Source organism: Alicyclobacillus suci, assembly GCF_017329615.1.
Taxonomy (GTDB): domain Bacteria; phylum Bacillota; class Bacilli; order Alicyclobacillales; family Alicyclobacillaceae; genus Alicyclobacillus; species Alicyclobacillus suci.
The window spans coordinates 62111-77304 of record NZ_JAFMTW010000009.1 but is presented as its reverse complement, the minus strand read 5'-3'; the positions used below and the strand labels follow the sequence as shown (position 1 = coordinate 77304).

Genomic DNA, 15194 nt, shown 5'->3' with positions numbered 1-15194 from the left:
CATGTTGATGCCGAAACGCGTTAAGCACAGAAAAGAGTTCCGCGGACGGATGAAAGGTCAATCCAAAGGCGGCAACGAAATCGCGTTCGGTCAGTACGGTTTGCAAGCGCTGGAACCAGCGTGGATTACCAACCGTCAGATCGAGGCGGCTCGTATCGCAATGACTCGTTATATGCGTCGTGGTGGTAAGGTTTGGATTAAAATCTTCCCGAGCAAGCCAGTCACCCAGAAGCCCGCTGAAACGCGTATGGGTAGTGGTAAAGGTTCGCCGGAGAAGTGGGTCGCAGTCGTTAAGCCTGGCCGGGTGATGTTTGAAATCGCCGGGGTCAGTGAGGAAATCGCTCGTGAGGCAATGCGTTTGGCAGCGAATAAACTGCCGATTAAGACGAAGTTCATTGTTCGCGATGAAGTGGGTGGTGACGCAAATGAAGGCAACTGAACTCCGCGGTTTGAGCAGTGAAGAGTTGGAGAGTCGGATTGACCAGCTGAAGGATGAGTTGTTTAATCTCCGCTTCCAACTCGCGACTGGGCAATTGGAGAATCCAATGCGCATCCGTCAAGTACGGAAAGACATCGCGCGTGCCAAGACCGTCTTGCGTCAGCGCGAACTCGGTATTGTTTGAAGCATTTGATGCACGCAAGAAAGGAGGCCGTTCATCGTGGAACGCAACGAACGTAAGGAACGCATTGGGAAAGTCGTCAGCGATAAGATGAACAAGACTATCGTTGTCGCTGTTGAAGAGAACGTGAAACACCGTTTGTACAGCAAGACGATTCGTCGTACGAAAAAGTTCAAGGCGCATGATGAGAACAATGAAGCCAAGATTGGCGATACCGTGCGCATCATGGAGACCCGCCCGCTGAGCAAAGACAAGCGCTGGCGTTTGGTCGAAATCATCGAGAAGGCAGTTATCATCTGACGATTGCTTAAGCGAAGGGAGGATGCCAAATGATTCAACCACAAACGCGTCTGGTCGTCGCTGACAACTCGGGAGCAAAAGAAATTATGTGTTTCCGTGTGCTTGGCGGATCGAACCGGAAGACGGCGAACATTGGCGACATCATTGTCGCGTCTGTAAAGAGTGCAACACCCGGCGGCGTTGTCAAGAAGGGTGACGTTGTCAAGGCGGTTATCGTTCGCAGCAAGCGTGGCTACCGCCGCAATGACGGTTCACATATTCGGTTTGACGAAAACGCAGCGGTGATTATCCGTGAAGATAAGAGCCCACGTGGTACGCGTATCTTTGGGCCCGTTGCCCGTGAGTTACGCGACCGGGACTTCATGAAGATCATCTCGCTGGCGCCAGAGGTTCTTTAATTTCTATAGCACTGTGCTGATGCGGGAGGTGTCAAGTTTGGCTAAGTTGCGTGTGAAAGCTGGCGATAAAGTCGTCGTCATCGCTGGTAAGGATAAGCAAAAGACGGGACGTATCTTGAAGGTGTTCCCGAGTGAAGGACGCGTCATCGTTGAAGGTGTCAACGTTGTGAAACGGCACACGAAACCGAATGCTGCAAATCCGGATGGCGGTATCGTCGAGAAGGAAGCGCCAATTCACGTTTCGAACGTCGCGATTGCAGATCCGAAGACGGGTGCTCCAACTCGCGTTGGTTTCAAGATTCTCGAAGACGGTAAGAAAGTACGGTATGCCAAAAAGTCTGGCGAAACTTTGGACTGAGTAGCCAGGTGAAGGGAGGTTGCACGATTGGCTCGTTTGTATGATACGTATCGCAGTGATGTGGTGCCGGCACTGATGAATCAATTCGGTTACAAGAATGTGATGCAGGTGCCGAAAGTCGAGAAAGTCGTTATTAACATGGGCCTCGGTGAGGCTACGCAGAACCCGAAAGTGATTGACAGTGCAATTAGCGATTTACAGTTGATTGCCGGTCAAAAGCCGGTCGTCACTCGGGCGAAGAAATCCATCGCTGGGTTTCGTCTGCGCGAGAACATGCCGATTGGTGTGAAAGTGACCCTGCGCGGGGAGCGCATGTATCACTTTTTGGATAAGTTGATGAATGTTGCGTTGCCACGCGTCCGCGATTTCCGTGGTGTGTCTGAGCGCGCATTTGATGGCCGCGGGAACTACACCCTCGGACTTCGTGAGCAATTGATTTTCCCAGAAATCGACTATGACCAGATTGATAAGGTTCGTGGCATGGAAGTCGTTGTCGTTACGACGGCAAAGACGGACGAAGAGGCACGGGCGTTGCTCGCGGAAATGGGCATGCCGTTCCGTCGGTCATAACCCTAATCTGATAGGAGGTAGAAACTGTGGCCAAGAAATCGATGGTCGTGAAGGCACAGCGCCGTCCGAAGTTCAGCACGCGCGCCTATACGCGCTGCCGTGTCTGCGGGCGTCCGCATTCGGTGCTTCGTAAGTTTGGTATTTGCCGCATCTGCTTCCGCGAGCTGGCGTACAAAGGTCAGCTGCCGGGTGTTAAAAAAGCTAGTTGGTAAGTTTATCGGGAAGGAGGGCAATGAATTATGATTATTTCCGATCCGATTGCGGATATGTTGACGCGCATTCGCAACGCAAATCAAGTGCGTCATGAGAAGGTAGAAATTCCGGGATCGAACATCAAGCGTGCCATTGCGGAGATTCTCAAGAATGAGGGTTATGTGCGCGATACGGAGTTCGTTGATGACAATCAACAGGGTGTGATTCGTCTGTTCCTGAAGTACGGAAAAGGTCAGGAACGCGTCATCACCGGTTTGAAGCGTATTAGTAAACCAGGTCTGCGCGTGTACGTCAATCATGACAACATTCCGCGTGTCCTTGGTGGCCTGGGCGTTGCGATTCTTTCGACGTCCAAGGGTATTTTGACAGATCGCGAAGCACGCCAACAAGGTATTGGCGGCGAAGTGCTCTGCTACATCTGGTAAACCCGTAGGATTGGAGGTGTATGTATGTCCCGCACAGGACGTAAACCGATTCCGGTTCCCGCCGGTGTCGAAGTAAAACTGGACGGATCGAACATTCGTGTGAAAGGGCCGAAAGGCGAACTGGCACGCGCGTTGCATCCGGACATGAAGGTTATTGTTGAGGATTCAGAAATCCGCGTGGAGCGTCCAAGCGACGATAAGAAGCACAAGGCGTTGCACGGAACGACTCGCAGCGTTGTCGCGAACATGGTGGAAGGCGTGACCAATGGGTTCACGAAGAGCCTGGATTTGGTCGGCGTCGGTTATCGCGCCGCGAAGTCGGGGGCGAAGGTGACCTTGTCACTGGGCTTCTCGCACCCGGTTGAACTGCCGGTGGTGGATGGCATCGATGTAGAGGTTCCAGCGCAGACGAAACTGGTCGTTCGCGGTATTGATAAAGAGTTGGTCGGTTCTTATGCAGCCAAGGTTCGCGAGCTTCGTCCGCCCGAACCGTATAAGGGCAAGGGGATTCGCTACGAAGGCGAGAACGTGCGCCGCAAGGTTGGTAAGACTGGTAAGAAGTAATCTCACGAGACGTGGAAGGAGTGAACACGCTTGATCACAAAGGCAAATCGCAACGTAGCGCGTAAACGCCGGCATGTACGTGTACGTTCACGTGTATCCGGAACCGCCGTGCGCCCTCGTCTGAATGTGTTTCGCTCAAACAAGCACATCTATGCGCAATTGATTGACGACGTCAGCGGTGTCACGTTGACGAGTGCGTCGACAGCGGAAAAAGGTTTTGAAGGTAACGGTGGCAACGTAGAGGCCGCTCGTAAAATCGGTACAATGGTCGCACAGCGCGCGATTGAAAAGGGATATAAGTCTGTCGTGTTTGACCGCGGCGGTTACTTGTACCATGGTCGTATTCAGGCTTTAGCCGACGCTGCTCGCGAAGCAGGTCTCGAATTCTAATAAAGAGAGGAAGGTGTTCACGTGCGCATTGATCCAAATCAACTCGAATTGTCCGAACGCGTCGTATCTGTCAATCGTGTTGCGAAGGTTGTCAAGGGCGGCCGTCGCTTCTCCTTCTCCGCACTCGTGGTCGTAGGTGACCAAAACGGCTACGTGGGCGCGGGCATGGGGAAAGCTCAGGAAGTTCCGGACGCGATTCGCAAAGCGATTGACGATGCAAAGAAGAATTTGATTCACGTACCCATGAAGAGGACCACGATTCCGCACGAGAGCCTCGGTCGTTTCGGGGCAGGACGGGTGCTTATCAAGCCGGCGCCACAAGGTAGCGGTGTAATCGCTGGTGGCCCGGCACGTGCTGTGCTCGAACTCGCTGGCATCAAGGATATTGTCACCAAGTCCTTGGGTTCTGCGAACCCGATTAACATGGTTCACGCAACCCTCGATGCTCTGGCGCAACTTAAGCGTGCGGATGAGGTTGCTCGTCTGCGCGGTAAGAGCGTCGAAGAAATTTTTGGTTAAGGAGGCCGCCTAGATGGCTAAAAAATTGGCGATCACGCTGAAAAAGAGCCCTGTCGGCCGCCCGGAAAATCAACGAAGGACTGCGGTGGCGCTCGGCTTGACACGATTGCAACAGACGGTTGTTCGCACAGATACACCGGTGATTCGCGGAATGATTAAGCGCATTTCGCATCTCGTTGAAGTTGTAGAACAAGAGGCGTAAGGATTAGAAGAGGAGGTGTCTTAGGATGCAGTTACACGAACTGAAGGCGCATCCGGGCTCCCGCCACTCCAGAAAGCGAGTTGGCCGTGGTTCAAGTTCCGGAATGGGTAAGACGTCCACTCGTGGTCACAAGGGCCAATGGGCTCGCTCTGGCGGCGGGGTACGGATTGGTTTCGAAGGTGGTCAGACGCCGTTGTTCCGCCGTCTGCCGAAGCGCGGCTTCAACAACAAGCGTTTTGCCAAGGTGTACGCGATAGTGAATGTGCAGGACTTGGCGAAATTCCCGGCAGGGACGGTCGTTACGCCAGAATTGTTGTTGGAACAGCGTGTGATTCGCGAGCCTCTCGATGGTGTGAAGGTTCTCGGGACGGGCGATTTACAGGTTCAATTGACGGTCAAGGCACACGCGTTTTCCTCTGCTGCTACGGAAAAAATTCAAGCAGCAGGCGGCACCGTTGAGGTGATTTAACGTGTGGCAGGCCACTTTGAACCTGTGGCGACTGAAACATCTTCGCAATCGGATTTTGTTTACGTTGATGGTGATTGCCGTGTATCGGATTGGCTCGTACATTCCGGTACCCGGCATGAACGTCGGTGCGTTGAACGCCGGGCAGGACACCAACCAGTTGTTCAATCTCTTGAATATGTTCTCTGGGGGTGCGTTCTACCGGTTTTCCATATTTGCGATGAGCGTGACGCCGTATATCACGGCGTCGATTATCGTCCAGCTCTTGCAGTCCGGTGTCGTTCCTCGTTTTGAGGAGTGGCAAAAGGAAGGCGAGTCGGGGCGACAGAGATTAACGCAAATCACGAGATACCTGACGGTGGGCCTTGGGCTGTTGCAAGCCGTCGGATTCACGTTTATGTTTCATCGGAGCGGCTTGTTGTTACCTGGTGCAGATAATTGGTGGTCCTATATCGTCATCGTCTTGGCGTTGACGACAGGTGATACGCTGCTGATGTGGTTTGGTGAGATGATTACGGAGAAGGGTGTCGGGAACGGCATTTCCATTATCATCTTTGTCGGTATTCTGGCCCGCTTTTCGAGCATTGGTCAAGATGTCTATACAAAGTGGTTTATGGGGCAATCCGGTCATCTGTTCTTGAGCATTCTGAAGGTGCTCCTCCTCCTTGCGGGGATTGTTATCATCTTCGTGCTCATTGTCTGCATTCAACAGGCGGAACGAAAAATCCCCATCCAGTATGCGAAGCGCGTCGTTGGCCGCACCGTGTATAGCGGTCAGCAGTCGTATATCCCAATTAAGGTGATTGCGGCTGGTGTGATTCCAGTTATCTTCGCCGTGTCGCTTCTGATTTTGCCATACACGATTGCATCCTACTTTCAAACACATGCGTGGGCAGGAATTATCCTGCGTTACCTGAGCCCGAATACGACCTGGTACATGGTGCTGGAAGTACTGCTCATCATCGCGTTTTCGTTCTTCTATACGCATGTGCAAATCAATCCGCAGCAACTTGCGGAACAATTGCAGAAGCATGCCGGTTTTATCCCAGGTGTGCGTCCCGGATACGATACGGAACTGTACATTGTCAAGGTCATCAACCGCGTCACGACTTTTGGTTCTGTATTCCTGGGACTTATCGCTGTGTTGCCGTACGTCTTGCTGCAGAGTATTGGATTGACCTCGTCGGTCTCGATTACGGGTACGTCGTTCATCATCATCGTCGGTGTAGCCTTGCAGACGATGCAGCAGATGGAAGGTCAACTCCTGCAAAGGCAGTACAAAGGGTTCATTCGATAAGAAGTTTGAATTAAGGGGGATCTCAGGTGCAAGTGATACTCGTTGGCCTTCCCGGTGCAGGGAAGGGCACCCAAGCCGAACGCATTACGGCGTCATTCGGCATCCCGCACATTTCGACCGGAGATATGTTCCGGCGCGCGGTGGCCTCTGGTACGGAACTGGGGAATACGCTGAAGTCTTATCTCGATAGTGGACGGCTTGTGCCGGATGAAATCACGATTGAGGTGGTGCGTAATCGGTTCAAGGAAGAGGATGCACAGCGCGGCTTCTTGTTGGACGGATTCCCGAGGACGTTGCAACAGGCGAATGCACTTGACGTGATGCTAGATGAATTGCAGCGCCCCATTGATGCGGTGTTATATATTCACGTCAATGAGGATGTGCTTTTGTCCCGCCTCACCGGCCGTCGCATCTGCAAAAACTGTGGTGCGACGTATCATACGGTGTTCCAGCCGCCGAAGCAGGAAGGGATTTGTGATCGCTGCGGTGGAGAGCTTTATCAGCGTGCCGACGACACGGTGGAGGCGGTGAAGATACGCCTTGAGCAGTATCAGCACACTGCACCTCTGATTGACTACTACCGGAATCGCGGCTTGTTACATCAAATCGAAGGTGAACAACCTATCGACAAGGTGTTTGAGGACGTGTCGAAGGTGCTACGGGCTATTGAGGGGTGAGCCTGCGTTGACGAATTCTCGTGAGTTGCCTGCCATAGGGTCCATGGTCGAAGTCATTCAGGGCAGAGACGCAGGTCTCGTGGCAGTGGTCGTCGGACATGTGGAAGACAAGTTTCTTCTGATAGCAGATGGGTCCGTGCGTCGGGCAGATAAGCCGAAGAAGAAGAATGTGTCGCATGTTCGCAAGCTCGCGTACGTTGCCGAAGACGTGGCTGAGAAGCTTCGCTTGGATGGGCGCGTGAACAATGCACAGTTGCGATATGCGGTCCGCAAGTTTTTAGAAGAGCGCTTGGTAGCAGTAGAAGAGAGCGCAGAAGGAGGCGCGTTTCGTGGCTAAGGACGATGTGATTGAAGTCGAAGGCAAGGTCATTGAGCCGTTGCCGAATGCAATGTTCCGTGTTGAACTTGAAAATGGACACAAGATTTTGGCGCACGTCTCCGGAAAAATCCGGATGCACTACATCAAAATCTTGCCTGGAGACCGGGTCACGGTGGAACTTTCCCCGTATGATTTAAGTCGTGGAAGGATTACCTACCGTTACAAGTGATAAGAGACTGGTATTCCACTTCAATATGCGGTATGATACCGCAAGTGAGGAGGGTTCTAGATGAAAGTGAGGCCTTCTGTCAAGCCGATTTGCGAGAAGTGCAAAGTGATTCGTCGCAAGGGCAACGTGATGGTCATCTGTGAAAACCCGAAACACAAGCAACGCCAAGGTTGAGTAAAAGAGTTTTCGCATCGCGTTACTACCACGTTCACAGCGCGGCTGATTCCCGAAGGGCGTCGCTCCGGCGCGTGTGTCGCGTTGCGTGATGCCCTTTTACATGGGACTGTGAACGTGTTTCTATAGATTTGATGACATTCTGGAGGTGGACAGACAGCATGGCTCGTATTGCCGGCGTCGACTTGCCACGCGATAAGCGTGTCGAGATCGGCTTGACGTATATCTATGGCATTGGTCGCACGATGTCGAACAAGATTTTGGCTGAGACCGGAATTGACCCTAACCGTCGTGTGAACGAACTGACGGAAGAAGAAGTTGTGCGTCTTCGCGACGAGATCGAGAAGAACCACAAAGTTGAAGGCGACTTGCGTCGTGAAATTGCTATGAACATTAAGCGGCTTACGGAAATCGGTAGCTTCCGTGGCGTTCGCCACCGTCGTGGCTTGCCAGTCCGTGGTCAACGTACGAAGACAAATGCGCGTACGCGCAAAGGTCCTCGTCGTACTGTCGCAGGTAAGAAGAAGTAATTAGGGGGTGTAACGTTTGCCAAAGGTGAAAGCAGGACGTCGTGGGGCGACTGCTCGTCCGCGCCGTCGTGATCGTAAAAACGTCGAAGCAGGTGTGGCACACATCCGTTCCACATTTAACAATACTATCGTAAGTATCACGGACCCGACTGGTGCCGTAATTTCTTGGTCCAGCGCGGGTAACGTTGGGTTTAAAGGTTCCCGTAAGAGCACGCCGTACGCAGCTCAGATGGCTGCGGAGACGGCTGCGCGCACAGCGATGGAGCACGGTATGAAGTCTGTCGAAGTCGCTGTCAAAGGGCCTGGAGCAGGTCGTGAGGCCGCTATTCGCGCGCTTCAAGCGGCTGGTCTCGAAGTGAGTGGGATTCGCGATGTTACGCCAATTCCGCACAACGGTTGCCGCCCGCCGAAACGCCGCCGCGTATAATCGATTTGCGCTAACGAAGTAATTTGAACGAGTTTTACTCGTTTTATGTATGTAACGTGGGTATACAAGAAATTGGAGGTGTCAACACTAGAATGGCAAGATATACAGGGCCAGTGTGCCGTCTATGCCGTCGCGAGGGCATTAAGCTCTATCTGAAGGGCGACCGCTGCTTCAGTGAAAAATGTGCTATCGACAAACGGCCATACGCACCTGGTCAGCATGGACAAGGTCGCAAACGCAATTCGGAGTACGGTCAGCAGCTGCGCGAAAAGCAAAAGGCTCGCCGTTACTACGGAGTTTTGGAAAGTCAGTTTGAACGTTACTATGAGGAAGCTAGTCGCCGTCGTGGTGTTACTGGTGAAAATCTATTGGAATTGCTCGAGAGCCGTCTCGACAACGTCGTCTATCGACTGGGTATGGCTGCATCCCGCAAGGAAGCTCGTCAGTTGGTGCGCCACGGTCACTTCAGCGTGAACGGTCGCCGCGTCGACATTCCGTCCTACCTCGTTCGCGAGGGAGATGTCATTGCAGTTCGTGAGAAGAGCCGTGAGGCAGGTCGCGTCAAGGAACTCATCGAACTGTTGAGCAGCCGCACGATTCCGGCGTGGCTGGAACTGGACGCTGAAAACCTCAGCGGTAAGGTTCTGCGCAAGCCTGCGCGCGAAGAAATCGACACGCCAGTCGAAGAGCAAATGATTATCGAGCACTACTCGCGGTAATCCGGTTGCGGCATAGGCACGGATGGACCGGCAGGTTCCGAGCGTCGACAAGGAGGATTATGAATGATTGAAATAGAGAAGCCGCGGATTGAGATTGTAGAACAGACAGAGAACTACGGCAAGTTCGTCTGTGAACCTCTGGAGCGTGGTTATGGTACGACGTTCGGAAACTCTTTGCGCCGAATTTTGCTGTCTTCTATTCCTGGAGCAGCCGTTCGGTCGATAAAGATTGAGGGCGTACTTCACGAATTCGCCACGATTCCGGGCGTTGTTGAAGATGTCACTGAGGTGATTCTCAATCTCAAACGGCTCTCGCTCAAAATTCACTCCGACGAAGAGAAAGTTCTTATCATCGACGCGGATCATCCGGGAGCAATCACGGCCGCTGACATTCGAGCCGATTCGGATGTAGACATCATGAATCCGGATTTGCACATCGCAACGCTCACGGAAGGCGCGAGGGTTTACATGGAACTTCGCGCGGGCCGTGGCCGCGGTTATGTACCTGCGCATCGGAACAAACCGGAGGAACAGGAAATTGGGTTAATTCCAATCGACTCATTGTACGCGCCTATCTCGCGTGTGAATTTCTCTGTGGAAAACACACGTGTAGGTCAAGTGACGGACTATGACAAACTGACACTCGAAGTTTGGACGGATGGCAGTATCGCTCCGGACGAGGCTGTCAGTGTCGGGGCCAAGATTCTCACGGATCACTTGATGCTCTTCGTAGGACTGACCGATCGCGGTAAAGATACCGATATGATGGTCGAAAAGGAAAGTACGCAGAATGATCGCGTGATGGATATGCCAATTGAGGAACTCGACTTGTCGGTGCGTTCCTACAATTGTCTGAAGCGCGCGGGTATCAATACAGTCGCTGAACTTTGCTCACGCTCTGAAGAGGAAATGATGAAAGTTCGCAATCTGGGACGCAAGTCGCTGGAGGAAGTCGTCGAGAAGCTTGAAGGTCTCGGTTTGGGCCTGCGAGATGACGACTGACGACGGTGGCTGAATCCTGCGAAGGAGGGGAATATCGTGGCTTATCGTAAACTGAACCGTACGTCTTCGAACCGTAAAGCGTTATTCCGTAGTTTGGTTACGGATCTCGTATTGTATGAGCGCATTCAAACGACCGAAGCGAAGGCAAAGGAACTGCGTTCAATTGCTGACAAGATGATTACGTTGGCAAAGCGCGGTGACTTGCACGCACGCCGTCAGGTGGCATCGTACGTCCGTCGTGAGCACCTCGACAACGGTGATGAACAGAACCAGGATGCGATTCAAAAGCTGTTCAGCGTTCTCGCTGATCGCTATAAAGAACGCAATGGCGGTTATACACGCATTGTCAAAATCGGACCTCGTCGTGGTGATGCGGCTCCGATGGTACAGATTGAACTCGTTCAATGAGTACCAAGTCTGTTGAAAGCCGTGGAGGGCGCATTCGCCTTGTCGTCTCGTACGACGGGGCGGACTTCCACGGCTTTGCTCGTCAGAAGGGTCTACGGACTGTACAAGGGGTCTTGGAGGACACGTTGTCCAATTTGCTGGGTACGAGCATTGAGGTTCATGGTTCTGGCCGAACGGACAAGGGTGTTCATGCGCGCGCTCAAGTGGTTCATTTTGATTTGCCGTATGGACCACCGGCGGATAGGATTGTACACGTGTTATCCAGACGCCTTCCAAACGATATTATTCCCATCTCCGCATCTCAGGTCGACTCGACATTTCATGCCCGCTTCTCGGTTGTTCGCAAGACGTATCGGTACCATATTTTTCGAGGGAATCTCCCGGATGTGTTCAAGTACCGGTTTTCTTGGCACGTGCCCGAGGCGCTGGACATTGCGGCAATGCGACGCGCTGCAGCGCACTTGGTAGGCGAGCACGATTTTACGAGTTTCTGTGCGGCTGCTGCCCCTCAAGAGAATAAGGTGCGGATTATCTACCAGCTTTGCATCGAAGCGTCTGGTGAGGACTTGTATCTCTATTGTGCGGGCAGCGGGTTTCTGCAATATATGGTGCGGATTATTACAGGGACGTTGGTAGATGTGGGGTTGGGTTCCATCTCGGCGGAACGGTTGCCGGATATTCTGGCCGCCAGGTCCAGAGAGGCAGCGGGTCGGACAGCCCCTGCGCACGGCTTGTGTCTGTGGAACGTGGAATATCCAATCGTTTACGGTGGTCGAGTACTTGATCTATAAGTGCACATGGATTAAAATTATGCAGGTATATTTGACCCGCTGACTCCCCGTTACTGTCAATGGTCAAATCATCGATTCGGAGGGAACCCTAACATGCGTACGACGTATATGGCTAAGCCAGGCAGCGTTGAACGCAAGTGGTATGTGATTGATGCTGCAGGCTGGCGTGTAGGTCGACTTGCAACTCATATCGCTTCCATCTTGCGTGGTAAACATAAACCAGAGTTCACACCACATGTGGACACCGGAGATTTCGTGATTGTAATTAACGCCGATAAAGTTGAATTTACCGGTAAGAAACTGCACGACAAGAAGTATCGTCGCCACTCTGGATATCCGGGCGGATTGAAAGAGACGACTGCGGCAGAAATGCTGGCAAAGCATCCTGAGCGCGTACTATATTACGCTGTTCGTGGTATGTTGCCGCACAACTCTTTGGGACGTGCGCAACTGAAGAAGTTTAAGGTCTACGCAGGACCTGAGCACCCACATGCAGCACAACAACCTGTGCCGTTTACACCTGGCATTCAGGAATAAGGGAGGGACAGAATCTTGGCTCGTTTACAGTATATGGCCACTGGGCGACGCAAAACGTCTGTCGCCCGTGTACGTTTGGTTCCTGGCGATGGAAACATTCATATCAACAAGCGCACGATGGACGATTACTTCGGTCTTGAGACTCTGAAGTTGATTGTGAAGCAGCCGTTGCTCTTGACGGAGACATTGGGGCAGTATGATGTACACGCCAATGTCTACGGTGGCGGCATGTCAGGTCAAGCAGGTGCAATTCGTCACGGTATTGCCCGCGCATTGCTGAAGGTTGACCCTGAGCTCCGCGGCTCCTTGAAGAAGGCCGGTCTGCTCACGCGCGATGCACGCATGAAGGAACGGAAGAAGTACGGCTTGAAGGCTGCACGTCGTGCACCACAGTTCTCCAAGCGTTAATTTGCGGTGATATAGTTTGGAAGGCAGCGCAGTATTGCGCTGCCTTTTTGCGTGCGTAAAGCGATTGGTGCGCATTGTTCATGATTTTTCACCGACTGCGCACACTGTGATCATTCACTCTCAGCGAAGGAGCGAAAGCGGATGAGGGGTCACAAGTGGCAGTCTGGTTTCGCGGCGTGGATGAGCCTGGCATGCGTAGTGGTCAGTTTGATTGGGTGGGTGAGCCCGCAAACGGCATCTGCCGCATCAGCGACAGGTACGTCGCGTACGAATGAAGAGATAGAGGGTGTTACACCGCTCCGCCCAGGTTTAATCGGTAAGGTGATTGTGGTTGACGCGGGGCATGGTGGAAAAGATTCGGGCGCCAGAGGTGTCGCCGGCGTTCATGAGAAGGAGATTACACTTGCGGTCGCGCATCGATTGACGTGGTACTTGCAAGAAGCGGGTGCGACAGTCGTCACGACGAGAATGACGGATACGGATTTAGCTTCCGATGAAGATGAACGAAATCGACGCCGACATCTCGGCGATTTGCGTGGGCGTTTTGAGGTGACCAAGCGCCAGAAGATTGACGCGTTTGTCTCCATTCACTGTAATGCCGCTCCTTCGCCCGCCTGGCACGGGGCACAGGTTTTGTATTTAAAGGACAATGAACACGCCAAACAGTTGGCGACGGTGATGCAACAGACGTTTCAGGAAACTTTACTTCCCACAAAACGCAGCATTCAGTCGAATCGGACTTTGTATTTATTAAAGCGGATTGACGGTCCAACGGTATTAGCGGAGATTGGGTTTATTACGAATCCAAATGAGGCACACTGGTTGCAGCAGCCCAGCTACCAAGATAAGGTAGCCCTTGCTATGTATATTGCGTTGCGTCGTTATTACGACGGTGGACAGACAACAGGGAGGACTTCGTCGAGTAACGACATCGTGTCTCCTAGGGGATGAGTTCGCGTTGCAACAGCGGAAACGTTGGTGGAATATCGTCTGTGGTGTGGTTCTTGCCTGTGGGCTGGCGACCTTTGGGACCGTGTGGTCCGCTTCTTCTGCAGAAGCGGACAGTCAGCCTGTGGCAATTGGCCATGAAGCGACAGAACTGACACAGTATCTCGTACTTACGGACACGGGTCAGATGTGGTTCGGCAAACCTATTTATCAAGTGGAGAATCGTTCGGGGAGCACGCTTTCGCACGTGGTTCTGAAATCCCTCAGCGGTGAATCACTGCCGGTGCTCGATGTGGGGCAATCGACGCCCCGCGCTTGGCCAACACGATCTTCGCAAATTCGCTCAGCCCCATTTACACTTCAGGCGGGCCAATCCATGTGGTTTGTAGGTCCTAAGAATCCTCCGGTACAGTTTGAATTATTGTGGCTGGCGTCTGGTAAGCATCCGCGCTTTGATATCATCGAGACACGGTAGTTTGTGAGGGCCTTCCACTTCCTTCCCGTATCTTTTGCGTCGTTTGGTTTCCAGTCCTCATTGATGTACACTGGATGACAGCATGAGGGCAACAACTTCGTTTGGAGGCGAACGATGTGGTCACGAAGGAACAAGTATTAGACGTATTGCGGGACGTTGAAGATCCCGAGGTCCATAAAAGCATTGTGGAATTGGACATGGTGAAGAACATCGAGATCGAAGAGGGAAGAGTGAACGTCGAGGTATTATTGACGATTCGCGGATGCCCGTTGCGCACCATTATTGAAAAGGAAGTCGAAGAGCGTATTCTCTCCCTCCCGGGCGTTAAACAAGTCAACGTGCAGATTGGCCATATGACCGATGAGCAACGCGCTGCGTTTACAGCTAAGGTACGCGGTGAGAACACGGGGTCAACTGCAGCACCACAACAACAAGCGGTTCCGGCACTCTTGCGCGGAGACAAACCGGTTCAGTTCCTCGCGATTGCATCTGGAAAAGGCGGCGTTGGGAAGTCGACAGTCACTGCGAATTTGGCCGTCGCATTGGCTCGACAAGGTGTCCGGGTAGCGGTGATTGATGCCGATATCTATGGATTTAGCATTCCTGCCATCTTTGGTGTGCAGGATAAGAAACCAACGGTGATTGATGAACTCATCATGCCGATAGAGGTGGAAGGCGTCAAACTGATTTCCATGCAATTTTTTGTGCCAAAAGACACACCGGTGGTGTGGCGTGGACCAATGCTTGGCAAAATGCTGCGGAACTTCTTTGGTCAAGTACATTGGGGTGACGTTGATGTGGTGTTACTCGATTTGCCACCAGGGACTGGGGATATGGCACTCGACGTTCACTCGTTATTGCCAAATAGTAAGCAGTTGATTGTCACGACACCGCAGGCGGCTGCTTCCGCGGTCGCGGTGCGCGCTGGGCTGATGGGTGTGCGGACCAACCACGAGGTCATTGGGGTCGTCGAGAATATGGCTTACTTCCAGTTCGACGATTCCGACGAGCGCGCTTATATTTTCGGTCGTGGGGGTGGCGAGCAAGTCGCTTCCCAGTTAAATACGGAACTGTTAATTGAGATTCCGATTGCGAACTTGGATAAGCAAAAGGATCCGTTATTTGACGAGTCGTCTTTACAGGGCCAAGCATATCGGCAGTTGGCTGAACGCGTTGGTATGCGGCTTGGTGTGAAGACCCAGCCACTTCAACGAAACGCGTGATTGCG

The 15194-nt window shown here is 52.6% G+C and carries 29 protein-coding genes; all 29 read left to right on the top strand.

Going from position 1 to position 15194, the window contains the following annotated elements:
• The first annotated feature begins 1 nt into the window (after nucleotide 1).
• The 29 genes from rplP (at nucleotide 2) to salA (ending at nucleotide 15189) form a co-directional block, all read left to right on the top strand.
• Entirely contained in the window at nucleotides 2-439 is a 438-nt protein-coding gene (gene rplP / locus J3482_RS07000; RefSeq protein WP_021296623.1) for a 50S ribosomal protein L16, read from the top strand.
• Complete coding sequence (gene rpmC / locus J3482_RS06995) at nucleotides 426-623, top strand: 50S ribosomal protein L29 (RefSeq protein ID WP_021296624.1); 198 nt, start codon at nucleotides 426-428, stop codon at nucleotides 621-623. The genes rplP and rpmC overlap by 14 nt, the downstream gene beginning before the upstream one ends.
• Before the next feature lie 33 nt (nucleotides 624-656).
• Nucleotides 657-920 (top strand): 30S ribosomal protein S17, encoded by a 264-nt coding sequence (gene rpsQ, locus J3482_RS06990; protein WP_040441301.1) that lies wholly within the window; start codon nucleotides 657-659, stop codon nucleotides 918-920.
• Nucleotides 921-949: 29 nt separating this feature from the next.
• Entirely contained in the window at nucleotides 950-1318 is a 369-nt protein-coding gene (gene rplN, locus J3482_RS06985; RefSeq protein ID WP_021296626.1) for a 50S ribosomal protein L14, read from the top strand.
• 46 nt (nucleotides 1319-1364) lie between these two features.
• Nucleotides 1365-1676 (top strand): 50S ribosomal protein L24, encoded by a 312-nt coding sequence (gene rplX / locus J3482_RS06980; RefSeq protein WP_081654096.1) that lies wholly within the window; start codon nucleotides 1365-1367, stop codon nucleotides 1674-1676.
• A 27-nt stretch (nucleotides 1677-1703) separates the two neighbouring features.
• A complete protein-coding gene (gene rplE / locus J3482_RS06975) occupies nucleotides 1704-2246 on the top strand; it encodes a 50S ribosomal protein L5 (protein ID WP_146823962.1) in 543 nt (180 codons plus the stop codon).
• A gap of 26 nt (nucleotides 2247-2272) precedes the next feature.
• On the top strand, nucleotides 2273-2458 hold the full coding sequence (locus tag J3482_RS06970; RefSeq protein WP_021296629.1) for a type Z 30S ribosomal protein S14: 186 nt from the start codon (nucleotides 2273-2275) through the stop codon (nucleotides 2456-2458).
• Between the two features lie 27 nt (nucleotides 2459-2485).
• Complete coding sequence (gene rpsH / locus J3482_RS06965) at nucleotides 2486-2884, top strand: 30S ribosomal protein S8 (RefSeq protein ID WP_021296630.1); 399 nt, start codon at nucleotides 2486-2488, stop codon at nucleotides 2882-2884.
• 24 nt (nucleotides 2885-2908) lie between these two features.
• Entirely contained in the window at nucleotides 2909-3448 is a 540-nt protein-coding gene (rplF, locus tag J3482_RS06960) for a 50S ribosomal protein L6 (RefSeq protein WP_146823963.1), read from the top strand.
• Nucleotides 3449-3478: 30 nt separating this feature from the next.
• Complete coding sequence (rplR, locus tag J3482_RS06955) at nucleotides 3479-3838, top strand: 50S ribosomal protein L18 (protein WP_146823964.1); 360 nt, start codon at nucleotides 3479-3481, stop codon at nucleotides 3836-3838.
• A gap of 21 nt (nucleotides 3839-3859) precedes the next feature.
• Complete coding sequence (gene rpsE / locus J3482_RS06950; protein WP_146823965.1) at nucleotides 3860-4357, top strand: 30S ribosomal protein S5; 498 nt, start codon at nucleotides 3860-3862, stop codon at nucleotides 4355-4357.
• A 13-nt stretch (nucleotides 4358-4370) separates the two neighbouring features.
• Nucleotides 4371-4559: a 50S ribosomal protein L30 gene (gene rpmD / locus J3482_RS06945; RefSeq protein WP_146823966.1), complete on the top strand. Its 189-nt coding sequence runs from the start codon at nucleotides 4371-4373 to the stop codon at nucleotides 4557-4559.
• Between the two features lie 25 nt (nucleotides 4560-4584).
• Nucleotides 4585-5028 carry a 50S ribosomal protein L15 gene (rplO, locus tag J3482_RS06940; RefSeq protein ID WP_146823967.1) on the top strand — a complete coding sequence of 148 codons (444 nt, stop codon included), beginning with the start codon at nucleotides 4585-4587 and terminating at the stop codon, nucleotides 5026-5028.
• 1 nt (nucleotide 5029) lies between these two features.
• Nucleotides 5030-6322, top strand: a complete 1293-nt coding sequence (gene secY / locus J3482_RS06935; RefSeq protein WP_146823968.1) for a preprotein translocase subunit SecY — start codon at nucleotides 5030-5032, stop codon at nucleotides 6320-6322.
• Between the two features lie 26 nt (nucleotides 6323-6348).
• Nucleotides 6349-6999 (top strand): adenylate kinase, encoded by a 651-nt coding sequence (locus J3482_RS06930; RefSeq protein WP_206922220.1) that lies wholly within the window; start codon nucleotides 6349-6351, stop codon nucleotides 6997-6999.
• A gap of 7 nt (nucleotides 7000-7006) precedes the next feature.
• Complete coding sequence (locus J3482_RS06925; RefSeq protein WP_223204220.1) at nucleotides 7007-7336, top strand: KOW domain-containing RNA-binding protein; 330 nt, start codon at nucleotides 7007-7009, stop codon at nucleotides 7334-7336.
• A complete protein-coding gene (gene infA / locus J3482_RS06920) occupies nucleotides 7329-7547 on the top strand; it encodes a translation initiation factor IF-1 (protein ID WP_021296639.1) in 219 nt (72 codons plus the stop codon). Before J3482_RS06925 ends, infA begins: the two co-directional genes overlap by 8 nt.
• Before the next feature lie 60 nt (nucleotides 7548-7607).
• The gene (gene rpmJ, locus J3482_RS06915) at nucleotides 7608-7721 is read left to right on the top strand and encodes a 50S ribosomal protein L36 (protein WP_021296640.1); all 114 of its coding nucleotides are present in this window, start codon (nucleotides 7608-7610) and stop codon (nucleotides 7719-7721) included.
• A gap of 161 nt (nucleotides 7722-7882) precedes the next feature.
• On the top strand, nucleotides 7883-8251 hold the full coding sequence (gene rpsM / locus J3482_RS06910) for a 30S ribosomal protein S13 (protein WP_021296641.1): 369 nt from the start codon (nucleotides 7883-7885) through the stop codon (nucleotides 8249-8251).
• Nucleotides 8252-8267: 16 nt separating this feature from the next.
• The gene (gene rpsK / locus J3482_RS06905; protein ID WP_021296642.1) at nucleotides 8268-8678 is read left to right on the top strand and encodes a 30S ribosomal protein S11; all 411 of its coding nucleotides are present in this window, start codon (nucleotides 8268-8270) and stop codon (nucleotides 8676-8678) included.
• Between the two features lie 92 nt (nucleotides 8679-8770).
• Nucleotides 8771-9397 carry a 30S ribosomal protein S4 gene (gene rpsD / locus J3482_RS06900; RefSeq protein WP_021296643.1) on the top strand — a complete coding sequence of 209 codons (627 nt, stop codon included), beginning with the start codon at nucleotides 8771-8773 and terminating at the stop codon, nucleotides 9395-9397.
• A 63-nt stretch (nucleotides 9398-9460) separates the two neighbouring features.
• On the top strand, nucleotides 9461-10399 hold the full coding sequence (locus J3482_RS06895; protein ID WP_021296644.1) for a DNA-directed RNA polymerase subunit alpha: 939 nt from the start codon (nucleotides 9461-9463) through the stop codon (nucleotides 10397-10399).
• A 36-nt stretch (nucleotides 10400-10435) separates the two neighbouring features.
• A complete protein-coding gene (gene rplQ / locus J3482_RS06890; RefSeq protein ID WP_021296645.1) occupies nucleotides 10436-10807 on the top strand; it encodes a 50S ribosomal protein L17 in 372 nt (123 codons plus the stop codon).
• Nucleotides 10804-11598, top strand: coding sequence for a tRNA pseudouridine(38-40) synthase TruA (gene truA, locus J3482_RS06885; protein ID WP_146823969.1), 795 nt, complete (start codon nucleotides 10804-10806; stop codon nucleotides 11596-11598). The genes rplQ and truA overlap by 4 nt, the downstream gene beginning before the upstream one ends.
• A gap of 93 nt (nucleotides 11599-11691) precedes the next feature.
• Entirely contained in the window at nucleotides 11692-12135 is a 444-nt protein-coding gene (gene rplM, locus J3482_RS06880) for a 50S ribosomal protein L13 (RefSeq protein WP_206922219.1), read from the top strand.
• Between the two features lie 15 nt (nucleotides 12136-12150).
• Nucleotides 12151-12543: a 30S ribosomal protein S9 gene (gene rpsI, locus J3482_RS06875; RefSeq protein WP_021296648.1), complete on the top strand. Its 393-nt coding sequence runs from the start codon at nucleotides 12151-12153 to the stop codon at nucleotides 12541-12543.
• Nucleotides 12544-12684: 141 nt separating this feature from the next.
• Entirely contained in the window at nucleotides 12685-13494 is an 810-nt protein-coding gene (locus J3482_RS06870) for an N-acetylmuramoyl-L-alanine amidase (RefSeq protein WP_223204221.1), read from the top strand.
• A gap of 7 nt (nucleotides 13495-13501) precedes the next feature.
• Entirely contained in the window at nucleotides 13502-13966 is a 465-nt protein-coding gene (locus tag J3482_RS06865) for a hypothetical protein (protein WP_146823971.1), read from the top strand.
• A 116-nt stretch (nucleotides 13967-14082) separates the two neighbouring features.
• Nucleotides 14083-15189: an iron-sulfur carrier protein/transcriptional regulator SalA gene (gene salA / locus J3482_RS06860; protein WP_146823972.1), complete on the top strand. Its 1107-nt coding sequence runs from the start codon at nucleotides 14083-14085 to the stop codon at nucleotides 15187-15189.
• Nucleotides 15190-15194 lie beyond the last annotated feature (5 nt).

Excerpts from the sequence above, each read along its gene's own strand:
- rplP (WP_021296623.1), top strand. The coding sequence starts at position 2 with ATGTTGATGCCGAAACGCGTTAAGCACAGAAAAGAGTTCCGCGGACGG.
- rpmC (WP_021296624.1), top strand. The coding sequence starts at position 426 with ATGAAGGCAACTGAACTCCGCGGTTTGAGCAGTGAAGAGTTGGAGAGT.
- rplN (WP_021296626.1), top strand. The coding sequence starts at position 950 with ATGATTCAACCACAAACGCGTCTGGTCGTCGCTGACAACTCGGGAGCA.
- rpsH (WP_021296630.1), top strand. The coding sequence starts at position 2,486 with ATGATTATTTCCGATCCGATTGCGGATATGTTGACGCGCATTCGCAAC.
- rplF (WP_146823963.1), top strand. The coding sequence starts at position 2,909 with ATGTCCCGCACAGGACGTAAACCGATTCCGGTTCCCGCCGGTGTCGAA.
- rpmD (WP_146823966.1), top strand. The coding sequence starts at position 4,371 with ATGGCTAAAAAATTGGCGATCACGCTGAAAAAGAGCCCTGTCGGCCGC.
- rplO (WP_146823967.1), top strand. The coding sequence starts at position 4,585 with ATGCAGTTACACGAACTGAAGGCGCATCCGGGCTCCCGCCACTCCAGA.
- rpmJ (WP_021296640.1), top strand. The coding sequence starts at position 7,608 with ATGAAAGTGAGGCCTTCTGTCAAGCCGATTTGCGAGAAGTGCAAAGTG.
- rpsM (WP_021296641.1), top strand. The coding sequence starts at position 7,883 with ATGGCTCGTATTGCCGGCGTCGACTTGCCACGCGATAAGCGTGTCGAG.
- rpsD (WP_021296643.1), top strand. The coding sequence starts at position 8,771 with ATGGCAAGATATACAGGGCCAGTGTGCCGTCTATGCCGTCGCGAGGGC.
- J3482_RS06895 (WP_021296644.1), top strand. The coding sequence starts at position 9,461 with ATGATTGAAATAGAGAAGCCGCGGATTGAGATTGTAGAACAGACAGAG.
- truA (WP_146823969.1), top strand. The coding sequence starts at position 10,804 with ATGAGTACCAAGTCTGTTGAAAGCCGTGGAGGGCGCATTCGCCTTGTC.
- rplM (WP_206922219.1), top strand. The coding sequence starts at position 11,692 with ATGCGTACGACGTATATGGCTAAGCCAGGCAGCGTTGAACGCAAGTGG.
- J3482_RS06870 (WP_223204221.1), top strand. The coding sequence starts at position 12,685 with ATGAGGGGTCACAAGTGGCAGTCTGGTTTCGCGGCGTGGATGAGCCTG.